Genomic DNA, 22,876 nt, shown 5'->3' with positions numbered 1-22,876 from the left:
GAAGCGCCGAGAAGGGGCTCAGCCGCCGCGCGGGGCCAGTCGGGTGCGCAGGAGCTCGCCGGACGCCTCCAGCACCGGATAGGCCGCCCCCTCGACCAGGTGGGAGTTCACCCGCTTGAGGTCGCGCAGCGCGTCGAGGTGCAGCGAGCTGGTGTCGACGGTGTCGGCGTTGCCCGACTGCAGGCGCTGGAAGTGGGCCTGGACGGCGTCGGCCTCCACCTCGCGGAAGGATTCCTTCTCCGCCACCAGCAGCCGCGCGGCGGCGGCGTCGCCGCTGACGAAGGCGGCCGCGGCCAGGCGGACGTTGGCCAGCAGGCGGTCGACCAGGGCCACCAGTTCGCCCTCGCCCTCGGCGGAGAAGTTGACCCCGCGCTTCAGCCGGCGCGTGGCCACGCCCAGCAGGTTGCGGTCCACCAGGTCGCCGGCGTGCTCGACGTTGGTGGCGAAGGCCAGGATGCGGGCGACGCCGGTGCTCTCCTCCGGGGTCAGGCCGTCGGGCGGGATCGAGATCAGGTAGGCGCGGATCGCGGTGTTCAGCCGGTCGAGCACGTCGTCGAGCAGCTTGGTCTCCTGGATCGGGGTCTTGCTGGGAGTGGTGAGGGCCTCGCGCAGGCCCTTCAGCATGGCCTCGAGGGTGTCGGTCATCCGCAGCGCCTCGCGGGTGGCGAAGCCCAGCGCCAGGGACGGCGTCGCGCGGGCCTCGGGGTCGAGGTAGAGCGGCGCGCCCGGATCGACCACCGGCCGGGCCGGCAGCAGCTTCTTGATCAGCCAGGCATAGGTGCGGATCCACGGCAGGAAGAGCGCCGCGAGCCCCAGGTTGAAGAGCGTGTGGAAGTTGGCCAGCGCCCGGGCCGGGTCGGGGCCGAGGCGGGCGACCAGCGGGACGATGAAGCCGAACAGCCCCATGACGATGACCAGGCCGGCCAGCCGGTTCAGGAAGTTGCCGAGCGGCAGGCGCTGGCCGACCGGATCATCGCTGTGCGCGCCCTCGAGCAGCGGGTTCAGCGCCGAGCCGAGGTTGGCGCCGACGATGAGCGCCACGCCGGTTTCCAGCGGGACGACCCCGGCGGTGGCCAGCGACATGGCGAGCAGGACGGTGACGACGCTGGAATGCGCCGCCCAGGTGAGCGCCGCGGCGACGATCACCGCAGCCGGCGTGTAGCCGCCGACCTGGGCCAGGAAGGCCTGGCCGGCCGGGGATTCGACCAGAGGCTCCAGCAGGGCCAGGAACTGGTGCAGCGCCGTCAGCACGAGGCCCAGGCCGATCAGGGCGCGGCCGAAGGTGTGGGCCTCGTCCTTCGCCCGGCGGAACAGGATCACGCCGCCGAGGATCAGCAGGGGCGCGACGACGGCGACGTCGAACGACAGCACCTGGACGACGAGCGTCGTGCCGACATTGGCTCCCAGCATGACCGAGAGGGCGGGCGCGAGGCCGACCAGGCCGCCGGCCTGGAAGGCGGTGAGCATCATGGCCGTCGCCGTGCTGGACTGCAGCGCCACGGTCACCGCCGCGCCGGCCGCGAAGGCCTTGAACCGGTTGCGCAGCGCGCTCGCCAGCAGGCTCTTGAGCCGGGGCCCGAAGGTGCGCGTCACCCCGGTCTGCACCATGTGCACGCCCCACAGCAGCAGGGCCGCGTAGCCGGCGAGTTCGAGCAGGATGAGGGTCAGGTCGATGGCGGTCCCACTCCCAAGGGCCGGGCGCTCAGCGCCGCCGGACCTGGAATTGAGACCCTGTTCGCCCGGAAGGGCAATCCGTGGGCGGTCTAGCCTGGCTTGAAGCCGGCGATCAGGGTCTGGAGCTCGGGCTCGTTGACGAGCTGGGCGGCGTCGGCGGGCAAGATCCACCGCTTCTCGCGCTGGCCCTGCTCGGGCCAGGCGTCGGCCTCGAACGTCACCCGCAGGGCGTAGACGTTGACGCGGACGTGCTGGACGCGGCCGGAGGCCAGCTTCTTGTCGTAGTGGAAGACGCCGATCTTCTTCTTGCCCGGATCGCCGGTGACGCCGGCCTCCTCGAAGGCCTCGCGGGCGGCGGACCGGGGCGCCTTCAGGCCCTTGATCGGCCAGCCCTTGGGGATCACCCAGCGCCGGGTCTCCCGCGAGGTGATCAGCAGCACCTCGACGCCGCCGTCGGCCGTGCGCCGCCAGGGCAGGGCGGCATGCTGCTGGCGCGGCTCGCGATCCGGCTCGGCGGAGAGCGGCGGCTTCTTGGGCATCAGCCGAACAGCCGGTCGCCCAGGCGGGCGAGGAAGTAGAAGACCGCGCCCATGATGGCGGCGGCGGGCAGGGTGATGATCCAGGCCCAGACGATCCGGCCGGCGACGGTCCAGCGGACCGCCGACATCCGCCGTGCGGCGCCGACGCCGACGATACAGCCGGTGATGGTGTGGGTCGTCGAGACCGGGATGCCGAGGTTGGTGAAGAAGAACAGGGCGATCGCCCCGCCGGTCTCGGCGCAGAAGCCCTGCTGGGGCGAGAGCCGGGTGATCCGCGAGCCCATGGTGTGCACGATGCGCCAGCCTCCCATCAGCGTGCCGAGCCCCATGGCGGCCTGGCAGGTGATCACCACCCAAAAGGGGATCTGGTCCACCTCGGCGATCTGGCCGTGGGAATAGAGCAGGACCGCGATGATCCCCATGGTCTTCTGCGCGTCGTTGCCGCCGTGGCCAAGCGAGAACAGCGAGGCCGAGACGAACTGCAGCCTGCGGAAGGCGGAGTCCGCGAAGGCGGGCGTGGATCGCAGGAACAGCCACGAGACCAAGAGCACGAGGGCGAGCGCCAGCATGAAGCCCAGGGTCGGCGAGATGAAGATGCCGCTGGCGGTCTTCAGCACGCCGGACCAGACCACCGGATCGAGGCCCGCCTTGGCCATGCCCGCGCCCAGCAGCCCCCGATCAGGGCGTGGGACGAGGACGACGGGATGCCCAGCAGCCAGGTGAGCACGTTCCAGAAGATCGCCCCGCCGAGCGCGCCGAAGATCACCGCGTCGGAGATGATGTCCGGATGGATGATCCCCTTGCCCACGGTGGTGGCCACGTGGAGCGGGAAGACCAGGAAGGCGATGAAGTTGAAGAACGCCGCCCACATCACCGCGTAGTTGGCGGGCAGCACGCGGGTCGAGACGATGGTGGCGATCGAGTTCGCCGCGTCGTGCAGGCCGTTCAGGAAGTCGAACAGCAGGGCGACCGCGATCAGCAAGATCAGGAGCAGGGCCGGATCCAAGGCGCGGGGGCTCCTAGAGGTGTTCGATCAGCACGCCGCTGATCGTGCTGGCGACGTCCTCGAAGCGGTCGACCACCTTCTCCAGGTGGTCGTAGATCTCGGCCCCGACGATGAAGGCCATCGGATCCTGGCGGGCCGGGCCGCGGTAGAGCTCGGACATGCCGCGGTCGTAGAGGCCGTCGGAGTCCTCCTCGAGCCGCGCGATCTGCTCGGTGATGGCGTTGATCGGCGCGGCGTTGTTGCGGAGCTGGCGCAGCAGCGGCACGGCCTCGGCGGTGAGGTCGGCGGTCTTGACGATCACGTCGCCCAGCACCGGCATCAGCGGCTGGAATTCCCGCTGCTCGAACAGGGTCACCGCCTTGGCGGTCTTGTGCATCTGGTCGATGGCGTCGTCCATCGAGCCGATCAGCTGGCGGATGTCGGACCGGTCGAAGGGGGTGATGAAGGTCCGGCTGACGGCCAGGGTCACCTCGCGGGCGATCCGGTCAGCCTCCTCCTCGTGGCGGGCGACGGCGGCGCAGTGCTCGGCCACGTCGGGCCCGCCGTCCAGCATGAGGCGCAGGGAGCGTGCGCCGGCGCACAGGGTGCGGGCATGGGCCTCGAACAGGTCGAAGAAGCCCTCCTCGCGGGGCATCAGGGCCTGGAACCAACGGATCATCTTGCGCGCAGCCTTGTCGAGCGGAAGCTGGCCTCTAGGCGTTTGTGACGGTTTTGTGAAGCACGGCGGCGCGCTTGCCGCCGCCGGGCCTGTGGGCCATGTGGACGCCATGCCGGTCTCGCCCGCCTACCGCCCCGACCCGAGGTTCCCGGAACTCGGGGCCGAGTTCGCCGATCCGGTGCATGCCGAGGCGTTTCCCAAGACGATCCTGCGCTTCCGCAACGACCGGGCGGCGGCGAGCATCGGGCTCGACACCCTGACCGACGACGAATGGGTCGCCCACTTCGGCCGCTTCGAGCCCCTGCCGGGCAACATCGACCCGCCGCTGGCCCAGCGCTACCACGGCCACCAGTTCCAGGTTTACAACCCCGAGCTCGGCGACGGCCGCGGCTTCGTCTTCGCCCAGATGCGGGAGGCGGGCACGGACCGCCTGCTGGACCTTGGCACCAAGGGCTCCGGCCGCACGCCCTGGTCGCGCTCCGGCGACGGGCGCCTGACGCTGAAGGGCGGGGTGCGCGAGGTGCTGGCCACCGCCCTGCTGGAGGCGCTGGGCGTGCCGACCTCGCGCTCGTTCTCGCTGGTGGAGACCGGCGAGGAGCTGGTGCGCGGCGACGAGCCGTCGCCGACCCGCTCGGCGGTCCTGACCCGCCTGTCGCACAGCCACATCCGCTTCGGGACCTTCCAGCGCCACGCCTTCTTCGAGCGCGCCGATCGGATCACGGCCCTGATCGACCACGTGATCGCGGTCTACTACCCCGAGCTGGCGGAGGCGGCGGACAAGCCGACCGCCCTGCTGACGGCCGTCAGCGAACGGATGGCGCGGCTGACCGCGCGCTGGATGGCGGCGGGCTTCGTCCACGGCGTGCTCAACACCGACAACATGAGCCTGACCGGCGAGAGCTTCGACTACGGACCCTACCGCTTCCTGCCGAAGTCCGACCCCAACTTCACGGCGGCCTATTTCGACCATGCCGGCCTCTACGCCTTCGGCCGCCAGCCGGAAGCGGTGTTCTGGAACCTGCAGCAGCTCGCCGGCGCGCTGACGCTCGTGGCCGAGACCGACCCGCTGGTCGACGCGCTGAACGTCTTCGGCCCGGCCTACCGGCGCGAGCTGGTGGCGGCGATGCTGCTGCGGCTGGGGGTGAAGCCGCGCGAAGCCGAGGCCGACGCGGCGCTGGCCCAGGCGGCGTTCAAGGCGCTGGCCGAGGGCGGCGAGGCGGTGCGCTGGGAGCCGTTCTTCTTCGACTGGTTCGGCGGCGGCGCAGACCGGGCGCTGGCCGGCCGGCGGGCGGAGACCTACCGCGGCGGCGACTTCGACGAGTTCCGGATGCTGATCGGGCCCTACGAGGCCGAGCGGCCGGAGCGGCTGGCCCACCCGTACTTCGCCCAGCCCGAGCCCGAGGAGCTGCTCTACGACGAGATTGAGGCGATCTGGGCCCCGATCGCCGCCCAGGACGACTGGGCGGCCTTCGAGGCGAAACTGGCGCGGATCGAGACGGCGCGGGTCGCCTGGGGCCTGCCCGCCCAGGGAACCTGAGCTGTCCGCACCCCGTTGGCCCCGGAAGGGACCTCACCGGGAGACAGCCGTGCGCAGCCTCCTCCACTGGATCGCCACCGTGCCCCTGCCGATCCTGATCGTCGTCTATGTGATGGGGCTGACCGCCAGCTCGCGCTAGGCGGCGGGCCTGGCCGATGAGGTCGGCGAACCGCCCGGCGGACCGCCCTGCCGGTCAGCGAAATCCCAACTCCTGCCTGAGGTCCGCCGCGGTGACGCCCCGGGCGCGGAGCTCGCGCAGCGTCTCCGCCCGGTCGCGCTTGGCGTAGCGCCTGCCGTCCGCGCCGGTCAGCAGGTGGTGGTGGCGGTAGAGTGGGACGGGGAGGCGCAGCAGGGCCTGCAGCAGCCGCTGGACGTGGGTCGCCTCGAACAGGTCCTCGCCGCGGATCACGTGGGTGATCTCCTGCAGCGCGTCGTCGATGACCACGGCCAGATGGTAGGCGACGCCCACGTCCTTGCGCGCCAGGACCACGTCGCCGCCGAGCTCGGGCCGGGCCTGGACCCGGCCGCGCGTCTCGTCGGTGAAGGTCAGGGCGCCGAAGCCGCCGAGAGCCTGGGCGGCGGCGTCGAGCGACAGGCGCCAGGCGAAGGGCTCGCCGGCCGCGAGGCGGCGGGCCTCCTCGTCGGCGGGCAGGGGCTGGCCGCGGAAGGTCTCCATGGCGCCGTGCGGGGCCCGGGCGATCTCCTCGGCGACCTCGCGGCGGGTGCGGAAGCAGCGGTAGAGCAGGCCCCGCGCGGCGAGGCCGTCCAGGGCGCGCTGGTAGTCGTCCATGTGCTGGGACTGGCGGCGGACCGGCGTCTCCCAGTCGAGGCCGAGCCAGGCCAAGTCCGCGAAGATCGCGGCGTCGAACTCCGGCCGGCAGCGGGTGCGGTCGATGTCCTCGATCCGCAGGATGAAGCGGCCGCCGGCCTCGCGGGCGGCGTCGAAGGCGGTCAGCGCGGAAAACGCGTGGCCCCGGTGCAGGTACCAGGTGGGCGAGGGGGCGAAGCGGGTGACGAAGGCTCCGGTCACGGAGCAGCGTCTAGCAGGCCGGACGCGTCCCGGGGAACAGGCCCAGGTGGTTGAGGACGGCGCGCAGGAACGGCTCCTCGCCGCCCAGGGCCTGCTTCAGGTGGTCGAACTGCCGGAAGCCCGCCATCTCGGCGAGGCCGTGGGCGCCGCACCAGGCGGCGATGGTGGCGAGCTCGAGGTCGGTTTCCATGCCCGGGTCGGCCCCCAGCTCGACCATGGTGTTGCGCACCTTGCAGTAGGCGGAGTCCTCGCCGTCTTTCGTCTCCATCGGCAGGGCTTCCTTGTCCCGCGCCGCGTCGTACATCACCCGATAGAGCGCCGGGTTGTCGCGAGCGAAGCAGACGTAGGACAGACCGATGGCGGTGAGCTTGGCCGGCCCCTCGGCGGCGGCCTTGGCCGCGGCCATGGCCTGGTCGAGCATGAGCCAGCCCTCGTGCGCCACGGCGTCGAGCAGCTCGCCCTTGTCCTTGAAGTGGTGATAGGGCGCGGCCGGGCTGACGCCGGCCTCGCGGGCCACGGCCCGGAGCGACAGCGCAGAGGGGCCCTCGTTTTCCAGCAACCGGCGTGCGGCGTCCACGAGCGCACGGCGCAGATCGCCGTGGTGGTAGGGCCGGGGCTCGGCGGCTTGGGACTCTCTCATCGCGCGCACTGTATGACTCTATCTGATCGCCGTAAAGATCATCTTGACACCGCTCAGATAGCCGCTATCTTAGCGGTGTTCAAATAAGAAAACGCCCCCGCTCCCCCGGGGTTCAAACTGAAAGGTGTGTGTTCTCATGTCTCTCGCGATTCAAAAATTCGAACGCCTCTTCGACCGGATCGCCCCGGCCTTCCTGCTGTTCCTCGGGTTCACCGCGGCGGCGGCGACGGCGGGCCTGGTGGCCTAAGGCCTCCATCCCGGTCGAGACGGAGAAGGGCCCCCCTCCCCGGGGCCCTTTTACGTTGCGTCGCCCTCGTCGCGGGCCGCGCTCTCCATCATGCAAAAACGCATAACGGTACGGCGTAAATCGTCATCTAGGCAGCGTTTAGATGTGTGCTATCTAAACATCGTCCAGATGGCGCTGCCGGACGGACAGGGCGACCGGATCCCCGGCCGCCGAACCCAAGACAAAGGACCTGAACATGTCGATCCTGATGAACCGCCTGCTCGACGTCGTCGCCTCCTACGCGATCGTGGCGCTCAGCCTCACCGTCGCCGGCGCCGCCGTCCTCGGCGCCTGAAGCATGCGCCGCGACTGAGCCTCGCCCGCGCTCCACAGCCGGGCGAGGCCAACGGCCCTGCGACACCTTTGCCGAGGGCCCATGTCATGGAGATGCCACCGAATCTGCGTTATCGTCGTTCCCGTAGCCAACTGGGTTTGGCGCGTATCGCATAAGGGGCTCGGTCTTCAGTCCACAGGCGTACGACATAGGCGCTGCGCGCCGCGGGAGGTCCGACGATGCAGGTGCTTAGCCACCCGCCGTCCGGCTGGCCCGCCCTGGTGCTGAACGCCGACTTCCGGCCGCTCAGCTATTATCCGCTGTCCCTCTGGCCCTGGCAGGAGGTGATCAAGGCGGTCTTCCTCGACCGGGTCGACGTGGTCTCCACCTACGACCAGAAGGTCCACTCTCCCTCCTTCGAGATGCGCCTGCCGAGCGTCGTGGCGCTCAAGAGCTATGTGGCGCAGGACCGGCCGCCGGCCTTCACGCGGTTCAACCTCTTCCTCCGCGACACCTTCTCCTGCCAGTACTGCTCGGCCTCCGACGACCTGACCTTCGACCATGTGATCCCGCGCTCGCGCGGCGGGCGGACCACCTGGGAAAACATCGTCACCGCCTGCGCCCCCTGCAACCTGCGCAAGGGCGGCCGCACCCCGGCCGAGGCGCACATGCACCCGCACCACAAGCCCCGCCGCCCTTCGGCCTTCGAGCTGCAGGAACGCGGCCGCCGCTTCCCGCCCCATCACCTGCACGAAAGCTGGCTCGACTACCTCTACTGGGACATCGAACTGGAGGCGTGATCGTTTCCGATCCGGCGAAAGTCCTTTCCGAAGACGGTGGATTATCGCCGCACCGGATGGGGCGCATGTTTAGGCGGCCGGCCGGTGAGCCGGCCGTTGCCGTTTCAGCCGAGAGATCCTCCCGCATGTCCCGTTCCCACGCCTTCGCCGCGGCCGGCCTCGCCGCCGTCCTCACGCTCAGCGCCGCCGCCGTCGTGCAGGCGCAGGACGGCTTCAGCCGCGCCCCCGCCGAGGTCCGCGCCGGGACCTACACGCTCGACCCGGGCCATTCGCGGATCACCTGGTCGGTCAGCCACTTCGGCTTCTCGACCTATGTGGGCCAGTTTCCGGCCGTGACCGGCGAGCTGACCATCGATCCGAAATCGCCGGAGGCCGCGCAGCTCGCCGTCAAGGTCGACACCGACAAGGTCGGCACCCTCGACCCCGCGCTCGACAAGCACCTCAAGAGCGCCGACTTCCTGGACACCGCCAAGTTCCCCGCCGCCACCTTCAAGGCCACGAAGGTCCAGCGCACCGGCGAGCGCACCGCCAAGATCACCGGCGACCTGACCCTCCACGGGGTGACCAGGTCCATCACGCTGGACGCCGAGTTCAACCAGGCCGGGGTGAACCCGATCGACAAGAAGTACTCCCTGGGCTTCGACGCCGAGGGGAAGATCAAGCGCAGCGACTTCGGCATCACGACCTATGTCCCGGGCATCGGCGACGAGGTTGAGCTGGAGATCGAGGCCGAGCTGAAGCTGGCCAGCTAGAGGCCGACGCCTGGCGTCGACGGGCGGGGGAAAGGAGCCTAGACCTTCGGCCATGGCCGACGATCCGCACCCCAACTCCGCCCAGATGGCCTCGCCGTCCTACCGGCTGGCCGTCCACGACCGCGACTTCCTGTTGTCCGACGGGATGCGCGGCGTCCGCTTCCTGCTGGAGTTCGCCAAGGCGGACCTGGCGCTGAAGGCCTGGGGCGTACGCTCCACGATCGTCGTGTTCGGCTCGGCCCGCATCAAGGAGAACGGCGACGGCGAGCATAACCGCTGGTACGCGGCAGCGCGGGAGTTCGGCAGGATCGCCTCGGAGCGCGGCGGGGCGTTCCTGGAGGGCGCGCCGGTGCGGGACAATGTCATCGCCACGGGCGGCGGCCCGGGAATCATGGAGGCGGCCAACCGGGGCGCGACGGACGTCGGCGCACCGTCGATCGGCCTGAACATCACCCTGCCGCACGAGCAGGAGCCGAACCGTTTCTCGACGCCGGAACTAACCTTCCGCTTCCACTACTTCGCGATGCGCAAGATGCATCTCGCCATGCGGGCGAATGCGCTGGTGGTCTTCCCGGGCGGCTTCGGGACGCTGGACGAGCTGTTCGAGATCCTGACGCTTCGCCAGACCGGCAAGTCCCCGGAGATCCCGGTGGTGCTGTTCGACGAAGCCTATTGGCGCTCGGTGGTGAACTTCGACGAGATGGTCCGGCACGGCTTCATAGCCAAGAAGGACCTCGACCTGTTCGGCTTCGCCGAGACCGCCGAGGGCGTCTGGGAGGAGCTGACGCGTCGGGGCCTGAAGCCCCACACCGACATCGAGAGCCTGACGCCGACGCCCTAGGCGACGGCGAAGCCCGCCGCCGAGAAGGGCAGGGACCGCACCCGCCGGCCGGTCGCCTGGAAGATCGCATTGGCGAGGGCCGGGGCGACGCCCGGAACCGGCGGCTCGCCCGCCCCGCCCAGCTTGGCCTCGGGCGTCTCGAATAGCAGGACCTCCACCGCCGGCGCCTGGGCCATGCGCAGGATCGGATAGGCGCCGAAGTTGGTCTCCACGGCCCGGCCGTCCCGGAACGTCATCCGCTCGCCGAGCGCCGCGGAGACGGCCATCAGGCCGCCGCCTTCGAACTGGGCCTTCACCTGCTGAGGATTGACCGCCGTGCCGAGGTCGGCGGCGGCGACCAGGCGCTCGACGCGGAGCTGCCGACCGGTCACGCGGACCTCGACGGCGTGGGCGACCACAGTGTCCCACTCGTGGAGGATGGCGAGGCCGCGGCCCCCGCCGGGCTCGCGCGGCCGGTCCCATCCGATCGCTCCCGCGGCGGCGCGCAGGACGCGGAGCGCCCGCTCGTTGCCGAGCAGCAGCCGCTCCCGATAGGCCAGGGGATCGGCGCCGGCGAGATGGGCGCACTCGTCGATGAAGCTCTCCTTGGCGAAGAGCGCCATTCCGGGATCGACCGCCCGCCAGGCGCCCACCGGCACGCCGGCCTTCACGGTGGAGAGGGTCGCCGCATAGTCGCCCACCATGTAGGGCGCGGGGCCATGGCCGCCCGTCCGGTCGTCGGCGGTCGCGGCCACCACCTCGTAGCCGGCGAGCCCGCCGTCCTCGGCCAGGTTCGCGCGCATAGACAGCCGCATGGCCGGCCGGTGCCAGCCGTGGGCGAAGTCCTCCTCGCGGGTCCAGACCACCTGCACGGGGAGGCCGGCCGTGTGCTGGGCCACCTGGGCGGCGCGCGCGGCGTAGTCGCCCTTCAGCCGCCGGCCGAAGCCGCCGCCCATCAACAGTGGATGGATGATCACCTTCCTCCTTGGCGAGCCCGGTCATCTCCACCACCTGATCGCGGCACCAGGTGGGCGACTGGCAGGGCGCCCAGATCTCCACCCGGCTGTCGGGCAGGACGCGGGCCGTGGCGTTCATCGGCTCCAGCGGGGCGTGCATCAGGTACGCTATCTCGTAGCTGGCCTCGTGCGTCCGGCCGGTGGCGGCCCGCAGGCGGGCGCGGGCCTCGGCGCCGCCCTGGCGGGGGATCACCAGGGCGTCGGGCGCGTCCAGCGCGGCCTGGAGCCGGCGACTAATCTCGGGACTGTCGAGGGCCGGTGTCGCAACACGCCATTGCGGGTCCAGCGCACGCGCCGCCTTGAACGCGATCCAGGTCGAGTCGGCGACCACGGCGACGGCGTCCTTCAGCCGTACGACCTGCTTCACGCCGGGGACGGCGCGCGCCGGCGCCTCGTCCACCGAGGCCAGCTCGCCGCCATAGGCCGGACAGGCGCGGATCGTGGCGAACAGCATGCCGGGCAGGCGGAAGTCGATGCCGTAGCGGGCCTTACCCGTCCCCTTGTCGGCCTGGGCGAGGGTGGCGACCGGCTTGCCGATGTAGCGGCGCTCGGCGGCGGGCTTCAGGGGCGGGTTGGCCGGCGCAGGTATGGCCGCGGCCTCGGCGGCGAGTTCGCCATAGGTTGCGACGCGACCCGAGGCGGCGTGGGTGACCCGCCCGCCGGCGGCGTGGCAGGCGTCGGGCGTCACGTCCCAGCGACGCGCGGCGGCCTCGCGCATCTGCCAGCGGACGCTGGCCCCGGCCTTGCGCAGCAGGTCCCAGCGGGTGCGTACCGTCTCGCTGCCGCCGGAGAACAGCGCGCCCTCCACCAGATAGGGCTCGGTCTCGGGCGCCTGGACGGTCTCGATGCTCTCCCAGGGGACGCACAGCTCGTCGGCGAGAATCTGCGCCTGGCCGGTGCGCGAGCCCTGGCCCATCTCGAGCGCGGTGGTGACGAGGGTGACCTGGCCGTCCGGGGCGATGGTGATCCAGGGGAGAGGGGGCCCGCCGCCGAGGCGCTGCGAGGGTAGAGGGCGAGCGCCAGGCCGCCGCCCAGGGACCAGCTCAGGAACGCCCGTCGATGCATGGCTCGGTCTCTCCCGGGCCGACGCTAGGGCTGGGCGCTCCGGCCGCGCCAGTTACATCGCGGCAATGCGACGGGCGGTCGCTCAGGCGCGATGAGACGGTGGAGCGGTGTCAGTAGAAGACGTAGATGCCGCCGGTGACGCCCTTGGGCGCCTCGGCCAGGCCGTGGACCTCGAGCCGCACGCGGCGCGCGCCGCAGACGCAGCGCAGGCGGGTCTCCAGGTGCTCCACCGGCTGCCGGGCGAGGCCCTGGCAGATCCAGGGCGCCGGGTCGATCGCCGCGGTCCGGCCGCAGCGGCACATGGCCCAGAGGCTGGCGCGCGCCTGGGTGGCCTGCGCGAGCCTCGGCGTCGCGAAGATCCTTGCGATGTGAGCTGTTCCGTCCGCCATGGCGCGCCTCCGTGGATAGAACAAAAGCAGAACTCCAGCGCTCATGCGACTCCCCGGAAGCTGTGCTTTCGGGGCGGTGCAACCTGTGGGGAGGGCGCTTGGGGCGCCCACGGCCAGTAGCGGGCGATTCCGACGGCGCTGTCGACGGGCCGGGCGTCAGTCGCCTGTGGATGGCGCTAGCCGACGATCACCCTCTCCTCGCCGAACCACAGGGGGGATCGGGGCAGGTCGATGAACTTCCGCTCGTCCTCCAGCAGGAGGGCGCCGGCGGCCTGGGCCTCAGGGCGACGGCCGTTGGCGACGATGGCCTCAAGACTGTCGAACCACAGCTCGGCCACGCCGTCGAAGTCCTCCGGCGCCTGGCGCGCCTCGCGGATCCCGGCGCTCATCTCGGCCGGCAGGCTGTGCATCTGGACGTAGCGGCGGATTTGCAGGGTCTCGGCGACGCTGGCCACCAGCGGCCCGTGGGTGTTGACCCAGTAGTCCTGGAACTGCTCTCGGCTGAGGTGCGGCAGGCGGCGGAGGCAGAAGGTCAGCTTGATCATGGAGGGAGCGTGCGCGCCCGACGCCGGGTCAGCCTAGAGCTTCTCGCTGATCTTGATGGCCGCGCGGCAGCCGTTGCGGATCACGGCGGCGAGGAGCGGGTAGCCCGGGGCCTCGCGGGCGCCCTCGTCGACGGCGAGGTCGCGGTGGAAGAGCTCCTCCTGCCGGAACTGCTCCAGCTCGGCGGCGAGTTCGGGCTCGAGCTCGGCGAGCTCGGCCACCTGGCCGGCGTAGTGTTCCTCGATCACCGTCTCCACGGCCTCGGTGCAGGCGTGCGCCGCCTTCTCGCCCATCAGCGCGGTGCCGGCGCCGAGCGCGAAGCCGGCCAGCCGCCAGAGCGGGGTCAGCGCCGTCGGCCGCACCCGGCGCTCGGTGAGCAGCCTGTCGAAGCGGGCGAGGTGCTCGGCCTCGTGGGCCTCCATCTCGGCGAGCTGGCCGGCGATTCGCTCGCGGCCGGGCGCCTGGCCCAGCACCGCGCGCTGGCCCCGGTAGATCGAGACGGCGCCCAGCTCGCCCGCGTGGTCGACGCGCAGGATCTCGGAGAGCCGCTGCCGGAGCGCGCCCTGACCGGGCTTCGGCGGGAGGGGCCGGGCGTTCACCGCTTGGCCCGCTCATGCAGGGCGGCCAGCACGCTCAGGCCCGCGAGGCCGAGCGAGATCAGCACGTTCCAGCCGGCCATGGAGAGGCCGGCGAACACCCAGGCGGCCTCGTCGCAGGCCGGCGGCCGGACCTCTTCGCCGCCCAGGAAGGCTTCCATATCGGCCGCCGTGATCCCGCCGCCGGCCGACGCGCAGGTGGTCGGCCCGGGCCAGAACTTCCACTCGGCGCCCGCGTGGTAGGCGGCGACGCCGACGCCCACCAGGAACACGAGGCCCAGCACCCAGCAGGTCAGCTCCCGCCAGCGCGGCCCGCCCGGCAGGCGCACGAGGACCATGAAGCCGACCGCCAGCCCGATGGCGGTCCAGTAGACCTCGCGCTGGCGCAGGCAGAGCGTGCAGGGCGCATAGCCGCCGAAGGTCTCGAAGGCGTGGGCGATGGCCAGCATGCCGGCCGAGGCCAGGAGGGCGACGAGCCGCCAGCGGTCGAGGAAGGGCTTCAGCATCTGGCGCGATATGACCCCAACCCGGGGCCTACAGGAAGGCCTTCACGGCCACGAAGCCGCCGATCAGGATGGCCAGCAGCAGGATGGAGTAGAGGTTCATCCGCCGCTCGAACTCCTTCAGCATGGCCGGGCCCGCGTACTTCAGGATCGCGGCGACGAGGAAGAACCGCGCCCCGCGGGTGACCACCGAGGCCCAGATGAAGGTGAAGAGGTCGAAGCGGGCGAAGCCGGCGGTGATGGTCACCAGCTTGTAGGGGATCGGCGTTAGGCCCTTGATGAGGATCACGCCCAGGCCCCACTGGTCGAACCAGTGCTGGAATTCCTCACGGCCCTCCGGGTGGCCGAACAGCTGCAGGATGAACATCCCCACCGGCTCCAGGAAGACGCCGATGGCGTAGCCCATGAGCCCGCCCAGCACGGAGGCGAGGGTGCAGATCCCGGCGTAGACGAAGGCCTTGTTCGGCCTCGCCAGCACCATCGGCCCCAGCATGACGTCGGGGGGAATCGGGAAGAAGCTGCTCTCGGCGAAGGAGATGACCGCGAGCGACCGCGGCGCGTGGCGTGACGCGGCCAGCCGCATCACCCAGTCGTACATCTTTCGGAACATCGGCGATCCGTGTGGGGAGGTGAAGCGTTGTTAGCAGGGGCCGAACGCGCTGTCTCGCGCCCCGCTCTTTTCGCGATGACGGGGCGCCGTCGCGCCCCGCTAGAATAAACTCGTTTCAGATGATACGACCTGCGGCCGAAGGAGACCTGGCCATGACCATGCAGACCGAAACCGCCGCCCGCGACCTCTTCGAGAACCCGCTGGGCACCGACGGCTTCGAGTTCGTGGAGTTCACCTCCCCCGAGCCGGAGCGCCTGAAGGGCCTCTTCGAGCTGATGGGCTTCACGGCGGTGTCGAAACACCGCTCGAAGAACGTGCTGCGCTTCCGCCAGGGCGACATCAACTTCATCCTGAACATGGAGCCGCAGGGCCAGCCCGCCGAGTTCCGCCAGGCCCACGGGCCGTCGGCGAACGCCATGGCCTTCCGCGTGAAGGACGCCGCCAAGGCGCTGAAGCTCGCCCTGGAACGCGGCGCCAGGCAGGTCGTGGGCCCGGTCGGCGCCATGGAGCTGAACATCCCGGCGATCGAGGGGATCGGCGGCTCGAACCTCTACCTCGTGGACCGCTACGGCGCGCAGGAGATCTACGACATCGACTTCGTCCCCATCGAGGGCGCGGCCGAGGCCGAGAAGAAGAATGCGGTGGGCCTGACCTACCTCGACCACCTGACCCACAACGTGTTCCGCGGCAACATGGCCAAGTGGGCGGAGTTCTACGAGCGCATCTTCAACTTCCGGGAGATCCGCTACTTCGACATCGAGGGCGCCCAGACGGGCCTGTTCTCCAAGGCCATGACCAGCCCGTGCGGCAAGATCCGCATCCCGCTGAACGAGAGCCAGGACGAGCACTCGCAGATCGAGGAATTTCTCAAGGACTACAAGGGCGAGGGCATCCAGCACGTGGCGCTGGGGACCGACGACATCTTCCACGCGGTGGAGACGATGCGCGGGCGGGGCGTGAAGTTCCAGTCGACGCCCGAAACCTATTACGAGCAGCTCGACGCCCGCGTGCCGGGCCACGGCGAGAACCTGCAAAGGCTGAAGGCCGACAGCATCCTGGTGGACGGCGCGCCCACGGAAGGCCAAGGACTGCTCCTGCAGATCTTCACGGAGAACATGATCGGTCCGATCTTCTTCGAGATGATCCAGCGCAAGGGCAACGAGGGCTTCGGCGAGGGCAACTTCAAGGCGCTGTTCGAGTCGATCGAGCTCGACCAGATCCGCCGGGGGGTGCTGCCCGCCAAGGAGGGGTAATGCGGCGTATTGCGGTTCTTCTGTCGGTGGCGGTGATGGCGATGGGTGGTGCGGCGCAGGCCAAGCCGAAATGGGCGCTGGTGGTGCACGGCGGGGCCGGCGTCATCGAGAAGAAGGACCTCAGCCCCGAGCAGGACAGGGCCTATCGCGAGGCCATGACCCGGGTCGCCAATACGGGCGCCGACGTCCTGAAGAAGGGCGGCTCGGCGCTGGACGCCATCGAGGCGGCGGTCCGGATCCTCGAGGACGACCCGCTGTTCAACGCCGGCCGCGGGGCGGTCTTCACCGCCGAGGGGAAGAACGAGCTCGACAGCTCGGTGATGGACGGCTCGAACCTGATGGCCGGCGCGGTCGCCGGCGCGACCACCACGCGCCACCCGATCAGCCTGGCCCGCGCGGTGATGGAGAAGTCGCCGCACGTCATGCTGATGGGCGAGGGCGCCGACGAGTTCGCCCGGACCCAGAATCTGGAACAGGTCGACCCGTCGTTCTTCTACACCGAGCGGCGCTGGCAGGGCCTCGAACGGGAACTGAAGCGCCAGGGCCTGCCGGTCCCGGCCAAGCCCGCGGGCGCGAAGCCCGGCGCCATGGCCGAGCTGGTCCACGACGAGGACGGCGGCCGCAACGCCGACCTGATCGACCTCAAGAAGAAGTTCGGCACCGTGGGCGTCGTCGCCCTGGACAGCCGCGGCAACGTGGCGGCCGGCACCTCGACCGGCGGGACCACCGCCAAGCGCTGGGGCCGGGTGGGCGATGCGCCGATCATCGGGGCGGGCACCTACGCCTCCAACCGGTCCTGCGCGGTCTCGGCCACGGGGACGGGCGAGTACTTCATCCGCCTGACCGTGGCCCGGAAGATCTGCGCGCTCGTGGAATACAAGGGCCTCAGCCTGCAGGCCGCCGCCGACGAGGTGATCCAGAAGGACCTCACGGCCCTGAAGGGCGACGGCGGGGTCATCGCGGTCGCCCCGAACGGCGACATGGCCTGGAGCTTCAACACGTCCGGCATGTACCGGGCGAAGATCGCCGACGGCCAGCCGCTGACGGTCGGCATCTACAAGGACGATCCCTGACATGGCGAACCGCAACTGGATCCCCGTCCGCGCCGCGCAAGGCGTGCACTCCAGGCAGGCCCACGCCGACCTGCCCGAGGGGACCTACGAGCGGGAGATCTCCAAGGAGGGCTTCTTTGGGCCGGCCGCCTTCATCCACCATCAGCGGCCGCCGACCGGCTGGACGAGCTTCGAGGGGCCGCTCCGGCCCCGCGCCTTCGACCTCGCCCGGCTGAACGCCGCCGAACCCAGCCCCTGGGCGGCGGGCGTGGTGCTGCACAACGCGGCGACCGAGGTGCGCTTCTGGAAGCTGGCCGAGGCCATGCCGTCGCTGGCCCGCAACGCCGACGGCGACCAGCTCCTGTTCGTGCACCAGGGGACCGGCGACCTCTTCTGCGACTACGGCCGGCTGGCCTATCGCGCCGGCGACTACCTCTACCTGCCGCGCGGGACCATGTGGCGGCTCGCCCCCGCCGAGCCCACCGCGATCCTGATGATCCAGGCGACGAACACCCACTTCGGCCTGCCGGACAAGGGGCTGCTGGGCGGCCACGCCCTGTTCGATCCGGCCATGCTGGAGACGCCGGCCCTCGACGAGGCCTTCAAGGCGCACCAGGCCGAGGCCGGGGACTTCCGCGTGGAGATCAAGAAGCGCGGCCAGGTGTCGGTGGTGACCTACCCTTACAATCCGCTGGACGCCGTCGGCTGGCACGGCGAGCTCGCGCCGGTGCGCCTGAACGTCAAGGACATCCGCCCGATCGCCAGCCACCGCTACCACCTGCCGCCGTCGGTCCACACGACGTTCCTGAGCGACCGGTTTGTGGTCTGCACCTTCACGCCCAGGCCCTTCGAGACCGATCCGGGCGCGCTGAAGGTGCCGTTCTTCCACAACAACGACGACTTCGACGAGGTGCTGTTCTACCACGCCGGCGACTTCTTCAGCCGCGACCACATCGAGGCCGGGATGATGACCTTCCACCCGTCCGGATTCACCCACGGGCCGCACCCGAAGGCGCTGAAGAACATGCTGATCCAGCCGAAGCCGGCCACGGATGAATACGCCGTGATGATCGACACCCGCGATCCGCTGGAGGTTGGCGAGGCGGCCGCGTCCGTGGAAAATCCCGCCTACGTGGACAGCTGGAAGACCGCCCAGCCTTGAGGCCCGGGCGGGGAGGGATCTTGGACCAGTTCGAGACCGACATGGACGCCGCCGCCCGCGAGGAGATCGACCGGGCCTGCACGCTCGGCTGGCGCCAGCTCCGCGACCACACCCCCTGGGGCGACACCTTCGAAGGCTTCACGCCGGAGGGCCGCGCCGTCTGTTTCGAGCGCAGCTACCTGTGGGAGGGCGACCCCGGCGGCGACATCCGCGTCGAGGTCACCGTCTATGAGCCGCAGGCCTATGAGGACGGCGTCAGCGTCGTGCGCACCATCCACCGCGAAACCGCGTAACGAGAAAGAGTAGGCGAGGACATGAAGCTTGCGTCCCTGAGGGGCGGCCGCGACGGCCGTCTGGTGGTGGTCTCCAACGACCTCGCCTGGTTCACCGACGCGAGCCACATCGCGCCCACCCTGCAGCACGCGCTGGACCACTGGTGGCGGATGGAGCCGGACCTGCGGGGTCTCGCCGAAAGCCTGGAGCACGGGGCGGTGCCGAAGGAGCGCTTCCACGAGCACGCCGCGGCGAGCCCCCTGCCGCGCGCCTACCAGTGGGCCGACGGCTCGGCCTATGTGAACCACGTGGAGCTGGTGCGGAAGGCGCGCGGCGCCGAGATGCCCGAGAGCTTCTGGACCGACCCCCTGATGTACCAGGGCGGCTCGGACGGCTTCCTGGGCCCGCGCGATCCGATCCCGCTGGCCGACGAGGCCTGGGGCGGCGACATGGAGGCCGAGATCGCGGTGATCACCGGCGACGTGCCGCAGGGCGCGAGCCGCGAGGAGGCCCTGGCCGCCATCCGGCTGGTGCTGCTCTGCAACGACGTCTCGCTCCGCAACCTGATCCCGAACGAGCTCGCCAAGGGGTTCGGCTTCTTCCAGGCGAAGCCCGCGTCCGCCTTCTCGCCGGTGGCCGTGACGCCGGACAGCCTGCCGGGCTGGAAGGACGGCAGGCTCTCCGGAAAGCTGGAGGTCGAGCTGAACGGCAAGCCGCTGGGCGAGGCCGACGCCGGGGTCGACATGACCTTCGACTTCGGGACCCTGATCGCGCATGCCGCCAAGACCCGCAGCCTGTCGGCCGGGACGATCATCGGCTCGGGCACGGTGTCGAATCGAGGACCGGACGGCGGTCCAGGGAAACCTGTGTCCCAGGGTGGTGTCGGCTATTCCTGCCTCGCAGAGTTGCGGACGGTCGAGACCCTGCTCGAAGGCGCGGCGAAGACGCCCTTCCTCAAGCACGGCGACGTGGTGCGGATCGAAATGCGCGACGCCAAGCGCCACACGATCTTTGGCGCAATTGAGCAGGAGGTACGCCCGGCATGAGCCAGGCGAAGGCCAGCGACCGGAAGGCCAGCGATGGGGACGAGGCGGAGCTCCGGCTCGACGCCTATCTGCCCTACCGGCTGTCGGTGGCGTCGAACGCCGTCTCCGGGCTGATCGCGCGGGCCTACCAGGACCGGTTCGCGCTGACGATCCCGCAGTGGCGGCTGGTCTGCGTGCTCGCCGAGGACGGTCCCCTGACCCAGGGCCAGATCGTGGCGCGCACGGTGATGGACAAGGTGACGGTCAGCCGCGCGGCCCAGGGCCTCGTGAAGCGGCATCTGATCGGCCGGACCGACCATGCCGCCGACGGGCGCAGCCACGTGCTGGCGCTGACGCCGCAGGGGGTCCGGCTGCACGCCGAGATCGCCCCCTTGCGCTGGCCTACGAGGCGGCGCTGATCTCCGGGCTGTCGCCCGAGGACGTCGCGTTGCTCAAGCGGCTGCTCGGGCGGCTGCAGACGGCGGCGGGCCAACTGGCCGGCGAGGCGGAACCGCCCCGTCTTGCCTGAAGACCTCTGGCCTGACGGCGCCCGGACCCGGTCCTAGTGGACGAGGGCGGACGCGTCCCGGCAGCCCCAGCGGTGCGAGCCTTCGCCGAACGGCAAGTGGAAGCCGTAGGCGGCGCGCCGACGCTCATCCCGCCAGTTCTCTTCGAACGTGTGGATGAGGGCCGATTGCAGCTCCTCGGGGGATTTGACGGACGTCGTGGCCAAGCGTGCGGGCCACTTGCTCGATCACCAGAGCCCGGTGCGCTTCGCCGCCGAGCATCAGGAGCACCTCACGCACATGCTTGGCGAGGGTCTGATTGACCCGCGCCGGCTTCTTGCCGGTTTGCACGTCGGAGGACATTTCCAGGTTCTTTCCCATGGCATAGCCAAGCTGCCACGGACGTCTTTACTTGCGCGTTAAGCGGCAAGGCGAACGTTTGGTTAATTGCATCCCTGGGTTTCATCCCGGGATGGAACAGGTGTCCCGGAGCGGCCCCCCTGCCATGGGAATCCCGGATCGGTACGGGAAAGGCGCGCCCTTTGGGCCCTGGCACGGAGGGCTGCAAGACCGGGGCCAAGTCGGCGGCTCGGGGGCTAGCCCCCAGCCGAGCGCCACCGCCCCGTGATAGACGATCAGCGAGGCGAGGTAGGCCAGCGCCAGCATGTAGCCGAACATCACGCCCATCCAGCCCCAGGAGTTGGTCTCCCGCTTCACGACGCCGAGCGTCGCCACGCACTGCGGCGCGAAGACGTACCAGGCGAGGAAGGAGAGGCCGGTGGCCAGGGACCAGGTCTCCGCCAGCCGGGCGCCGAGCGCGCCGACGTTGGCCTCGGCGTCGCCCACCGCATAGACGGTGCCCAGCGCCGCCACCGCCACCTCGCGGGCGGCGAAGCCCGGGATCAGGGCGACGACCATCTGCCAGTTGAAGCCGATCGGGGCGAACAGCGGCTGGATCGCGTGGCCGATCATGCCGGCGAAGCTGTAGTCGATGGCCGGTTCCGTCGCGCCCGGAGGCGGCGAGGGGAAGGTCGAGAGCACCCACACGAGCACCATTAGCGGCAGGATGATGCGGCCGGCCCGGCCGATGAAGATCTGCGCCCGCAGCAGCAGGTTGCGCGCCACGTTCGCGGCGCTGGGCATCTTGTAGGTCGGCAGCTCCATCAGGAACGGCTCGACCGCGCCGCGCCAGAACACCTTGCGGATCACGAAGGAGACGGCGAGCGCGCTCGCGATGCCGGCGCCGTAGAGGCCGAACATCACCAGGCCCTGGAGGTTCAGGCCCGGGCCGACGGTCCGGTCCGGGATGAAGGCCGAGATGATCAGGGTGTAGACCGGGATCCGCGCCGAGCAGGTCATCAGGGGCGCCACCAGGATGGTGGTCATCCGGTCCCGCTTCTGGTCGATGACCCGGGCCGCCATGATCCCCGGGATCGCGCAGGCGAAGCTTGAGAGCAGCGGGATGAAGGCCCGCCCGTGGAGGCCGGCGCCGCCCATGATCTTGTCCATCAGGAACGCGGCGCGGGCCATGTACCCGAAGTCCTCGAGCAGGATGATGAAGAAGAACAGGATCAGGATCTGCGGCAGGAAGACCAGCACACTGCCGACCCCGGCGATCAGGCCGTCGACGATCAGGCTGTGCACCAGGCCGTCGGGCAGGACGCGGCCGACCAGCTCGCCCAGCGCCACGAAACCCGCGTCGATCAGGTCCTGGGCCGGTCCGGCCCAGGTGAACACCGCCTGGAACATCACGAACAGCAGGGCCAGCAGGATCGCCAGGCCCGCCACGGGATGCAGCAGGACGGCGTCGACCCGGCCGGTCAGGGTGTCGGGATGCTCCGGCGGCCGGACATAGGTCTTGAGGATCCGCTGGGCCTCGCGGTGGGCCAGGCGGATCTCGGGGGCGGTGGGCTCGCGCCAGATGTTCTCGCCGGTCAGCGCGCCGGCGGCGGCCAGCGCCTCGATCTGGCCGACCAGCTCGTCGATGCCGCGCTTGCGGGTGGCGACGGTGGTGACGATCGGGCAGCCCAGCTCCTTCTGCAGGCCCTCAAGGTCGATCCTGAGGCCCTGGCGCTGGGCGATGTCGTACATGTTGAGCGCCAGCACCATCGGCCGGCCGACGGCCTTCAGCTCCAGGATCAGGCGCAGCACGAGGCGCAGGTTGGTGGCGTCGGCCACGGCCACCACCACGTCCGGCGGGACCTCGCCCGACAGCCGGCCCAGGACCGCGTCGCGGGTGACCGCCTCGTCGGGGCTGCGCGCACGCAGCGAATAGGTGCCCGGCAGGTCGAGCACCGACAGGCTGCGGCCTGCGGCGCTGGTGACGAAGCCTTCCTTCCGCTCGACGGTGACGCCCGCGTAGTTCGCCACCTTCTGGCGGGCCCCGGTCAGGGCGTTGAAGAGGGCGGTCTTGCCGGTGTTGGGATTGCCGACCAGCGCCACGCGCGCGGAGGGCAGGACGCCTTCACTCATTTGGACTCCAGTTGAACCCACACGTCGTGGGCGTCGCGGCGGCGCAGGGCCACGCGCATGTCGTCGAGGCGCAGCGCGATCGGGTCGGCGCCGAACATGCCCTCGTGCAGCACCTCGAAGCGGGCGCCTTCCACGAAGCCGAACTCCAGCAGGCGGCGCTCCAGCTCGTGGACGTCGACCCCGTGGTGGTCGGTGGCGTGGTCCGCGCGGACGTCGACGATCACGCCGCGGTCGCCCGGCTTCAGCTTCGACAGTCGTGTCTGTCCCGCTGTGGAGAGGGCCTCGGCGTCGACCGCCTCGGCGAGCATCTCGTGCATTCCGTACTGACCCCGGACTCGTTCTTGCGAACGATTATCAGGTGCGCATCCCCGCGTCCACGCGCAAGGCGCCGCGTC

The 22,876-nt window shown here is 70.5% G+C and carries 22 protein-coding genes and 4 pseudogenes; 10 read left to right on the top strand and 16 right to left on the bottom strand.

Going from position 1 to position 22,876, the window contains the following annotated elements:
- Positions 1 to 18 precede the first annotated feature (18 nt).
- The 4 genes and pseudogenes from LRS04_RS02345 to LRS04_RS02325 form a co-directional block, all read right to left on the bottom strand.
- On the bottom strand, positions 19 to 1,845 hold the full coding sequence (locus tag LRS04_RS02345) for a Na/Pi cotransporter family protein (RefSeq protein WP_257814978.1): 1,827 nt from the start codon (positions 1,843 to 1,845) through the stop codon (positions 19 to 21).
- Positions 1,764 to 2,213 (bottom strand): NUDIX hydrolase, encoded by a 450-nt coding sequence (locus tag LRS04_RS02340; RefSeq protein ID WP_257814977.1) that lies wholly within the window; start codon positions 2,211 to 2,213, stop codon positions 1,764 to 1,766. Before LRS04_RS02340 ends, LRS04_RS02345 begins: the two co-directional genes overlap by 82 nt.
- Positions 2,213 to 3,108, bottom strand: a pseudogene (locus tag LRS04_RS02335) (anion permease). Before LRS04_RS02335 ends, LRS04_RS02340 begins: the two are co-directional and overlap by 1 nt.
- Positions 3,109 to 3,232: 124 nt before the next feature.
- Positions 3,233 to 3,877 carry a DUF47 domain-containing protein gene (locus tag LRS04_RS02325; protein ID WP_257814974.1) on the bottom strand — a complete coding sequence of 215 codons (645 nt, stop codon included), beginning with the start codon at positions 3,875 to 3,877 and terminating at the stop codon, positions 3,233 to 3,235.
- Between the two features lie 109 nt (positions 3,878 to 3,986).
- On the opposite strand from LRS04_RS02325, the gene LRS04_RS02320 reads away from it, so the two are divergent.
- Positions 3,987 to 5,414 carry a protein adenylyltransferase SelO gene (locus LRS04_RS02320; protein ID WP_257818913.1) on the top strand — a complete coding sequence of 476 codons (1,428 nt, stop codon included), beginning with the start codon at positions 3,987 to 3,989 and terminating at the stop codon, positions 5,412 to 5,414.
- 193 nt (positions 5,415 to 5,607) lie between these two features.
- Here the strand turns inward: LRS04_RS02320 and gluQRS are convergent, their stop codons facing one another.
- Positions 5,608 to 6,444: a tRNA glutamyl-Q(34) synthetase GluQRS gene (gluQRS, locus tag LRS04_RS02315; protein WP_257814973.1), complete on the bottom strand. Its 837-nt coding sequence runs from the start codon at positions 6,442 to 6,444 to the stop codon at positions 5,608 to 5,610.
- Between the two features lie 10 nt (positions 6,445 to 6,454).
- Positions 6,455 to 7,084: a TetR/AcrR family transcriptional regulator gene (locus tag LRS04_RS02310; RefSeq protein ID WP_257814972.1), complete on the bottom strand. Its 630-nt coding sequence runs from the start codon at positions 7,082 to 7,084 to the stop codon at positions 6,455 to 6,457.
- Between the two features lie 799 nt (positions 7,085 to 7,883).
- On the opposite strand from LRS04_RS02310, the gene LRS04_RS02305 reads away from it, so the two are divergent.
- The 3 genes from LRS04_RS02305 to LRS04_RS02295 all read left to right on the top strand — a co-directional run bounded on the left by LRS04_RS02305 (position 7,884) and on the right by LRS04_RS02295 (position 10,037).
- Positions 7,884 to 8,444, top strand: coding sequence for an HNH endonuclease (locus LRS04_RS02305; RefSeq protein ID WP_257814971.1), 561 nt, complete (start codon positions 7,884 to 7,886; stop codon positions 8,442 to 8,444).
- 125 nt (positions 8,445 to 8,569) lie between these two features.
- Positions 8,570 to 9,196, top strand: coding sequence for a YceI family protein (locus LRS04_RS02300; RefSeq protein ID WP_257814970.1), 627 nt, complete (start codon positions 8,570 to 8,572; stop codon positions 9,194 to 9,196).
- 52 nt (positions 9,197 to 9,248) lie between these two features.
- Positions 9,249 to 10,037, top strand: a complete 789-nt coding sequence (locus LRS04_RS02295; protein WP_257814969.1) for a TIGR00730 family Rossman fold protein — start codon at positions 9,249 to 9,251, stop codon at positions 10,035 to 10,037.
- Here the strand turns inward: LRS04_RS02295 and LRS04_RS02290 are convergent.
- The 7 genes and pseudogenes from LRS04_RS02290 to LRS04_RS02260 form a co-directional block, all read right to left on the bottom strand.
- Positions 10,034 to 10,993, bottom strand: a complete 960-nt coding sequence (locus tag LRS04_RS02290; RefSeq protein WP_257814968.1) for a molybdopterin cofactor-binding domain-containing protein — start codon at positions 10,991 to 10,993, stop codon at positions 10,034 to 10,036. The two genes, LRS04_RS02295 and LRS04_RS02290, sit on opposite strands and share 4 nt — an antisense overlap.
- Before the next feature lie 670 nt (positions 10,994 to 11,663).
- Positions 11,664 to 11,948: pseudogene (locus LRS04_RS27530) on the bottom strand (molybdopterin cofactor-binding domain-containing protein); the annotation flags it as partial.
- Between the two features lie 259 nt (positions 11,949 to 12,207).
- Positions 12,208 to 12,486, bottom strand: a complete 279-nt coding sequence (locus LRS04_RS02280) for a hypothetical protein (protein WP_257814966.1) — start codon at positions 12,484 to 12,486, stop codon at positions 12,208 to 12,210.
- A gap of 176 nt (positions 12,487 to 12,662) precedes the next feature.
- Entirely contained in the window at positions 12,663 to 13,031 is a 369-nt protein-coding gene (locus LRS04_RS02275) for an EthD domain-containing protein (RefSeq protein WP_257814965.1), read from the bottom strand.
- A gap of 33 nt (positions 13,032 to 13,064) precedes the next feature.
- Entirely contained in the window at positions 13,065 to 13,628 is a 564-nt protein-coding gene (locus LRS04_RS02270) for a demethoxyubiquinone hydroxylase family protein (RefSeq protein WP_257814964.1), read from the bottom strand.
- Positions 13,625 to 14,131, bottom strand: a complete 507-nt coding sequence (locus LRS04_RS02265) for a disulfide bond formation protein B (protein ID WP_257814963.1) — start codon at positions 14,129 to 14,131, stop codon at positions 13,625 to 13,627. The genes LRS04_RS02270 and LRS04_RS02265 overlap by 4 nt, the downstream gene beginning before the upstream one ends.
- Before the next feature lie 28 nt (positions 14,132 to 14,159).
- Entirely contained in the window at positions 14,160 to 14,738 is a 579-nt protein-coding gene (locus LRS04_RS02260; RefSeq protein WP_257814962.1) for a YqaA family protein, read from the bottom strand.
- Positions 14,739 to 14,890: 152 nt separating this feature from the next.
- On the opposite strand from LRS04_RS02260, the gene hppD reads away from it, so the two are divergent.
- The 6 genes and pseudogenes from hppD to LRS04_RS02230 all read left to right on the top strand — a co-directional run bounded on the left by hppD (position 14,891) and on the right by LRS04_RS02230 (position 20,032).
- A complete protein-coding gene (hppD, locus tag LRS04_RS02255; RefSeq protein ID WP_257814961.1) occupies positions 14,891 to 15,991 on the top strand; it encodes a 4-hydroxyphenylpyruvate dioxygenase in 1,101 nt (366 codons plus the stop codon).
- The gene (locus LRS04_RS02250; protein WP_257814960.1) at positions 15,991 to 17,064 is read left to right on the top strand and encodes an isoaspartyl peptidase/L-asparaginase family protein; all 1,074 of its coding nucleotides are present in this window, start codon (positions 15,991 to 15,993) and stop codon (positions 17,062 to 17,064) included. The genes hppD and LRS04_RS02250 overlap by 1 nt, the downstream gene beginning before the upstream one ends.
- A gap of 1 nt (position 17,065) precedes the next feature.
- Positions 17,066 to 18,205 (top strand): homogentisate 1,2-dioxygenase, encoded by a 1,140-nt coding sequence (locus tag LRS04_RS02245; RefSeq protein WP_257814959.1) that lies wholly within the window; start codon positions 17,066 to 17,068, stop codon positions 18,203 to 18,205.
- A 20-nt stretch (positions 18,206 to 18,225) separates the two neighbouring features.
- Positions 18,226 to 18,498, top strand: a complete 273-nt coding sequence (locus tag LRS04_RS02240; protein WP_257814958.1) for a hypothetical protein — start codon at positions 18,226 to 18,228, stop codon at positions 18,496 to 18,498.
- 21 nt (positions 18,499 to 18,519) lie between these two features.
- Positions 18,520 to 19,524: a fumarylacetoacetate hydrolase family protein gene (locus LRS04_RS02235; protein ID WP_257814957.1), complete on the top strand. Its 1,005-nt coding sequence runs from the start codon at positions 18,520 to 18,522 to the stop codon at positions 19,522 to 19,524.
- Positions 19,521 to 20,032 (top strand): annotated as a pseudogene (locus LRS04_RS02230) (MarR family winged helix-turn-helix transcriptional regulator). Before LRS04_RS02235 ends, LRS04_RS02230 begins: the two are co-directional and overlap by 4 nt.
- A 124-nt stretch (positions 20,033 to 20,156) precedes the next feature.
- On the opposite strand, the gene LRS04_RS02225 reads toward LRS04_RS02230, so the two are convergent.
- The 3 genes and pseudogenes from LRS04_RS02225 to LRS04_RS02215 all read right to left on the bottom strand — a co-directional run bounded on the left by LRS04_RS02225 (position 20,157) and on the right by LRS04_RS02215 (position 22,798).
- Positions 20,157 to 20,390 carry a hypothetical protein gene (locus LRS04_RS02225; protein ID WP_257814956.1) on the bottom strand — a complete coding sequence of 78 codons (234 nt, stop codon included), beginning with the start codon at positions 20,388 to 20,390 and terminating at the stop codon, positions 20,157 to 20,159.
- Between the two features lie 219 nt (positions 20,391 to 20,609).
- A pseudogene (locus LRS04_RS02220) lies at positions 20,610 to 22,481 on the bottom strand (ferrous iron transporter B); the annotation flags it as partial.
- The gene (locus LRS04_RS02215; protein ID WP_257814955.1) at positions 22,478 to 22,798 is read right to left on the bottom strand and encodes a FeoA family protein; all 321 of its coding nucleotides are present in this window, start codon (positions 22,796 to 22,798) and stop codon (positions 22,478 to 22,480) included. The pseudogene LRS04_RS02220 and the gene LRS04_RS02215, both read right to left, overlap by 4 nt.
- Positions 22,799 to 22,876: the final 78 nt, after the last annotated feature.

This window comes from Phenylobacterium sp. J367 (genome assembly GCF_024699985.1).
Classification (GTDB): Bacteria; Pseudomonadota; Alphaproteobacteria; order Caulobacterales; family Caulobacteraceae; genus Phenylobacterium.
Note: the sequence above shows the minus strand (reverse complement) of the source record. Positions and strands in the feature narration are given on the sequence as shown.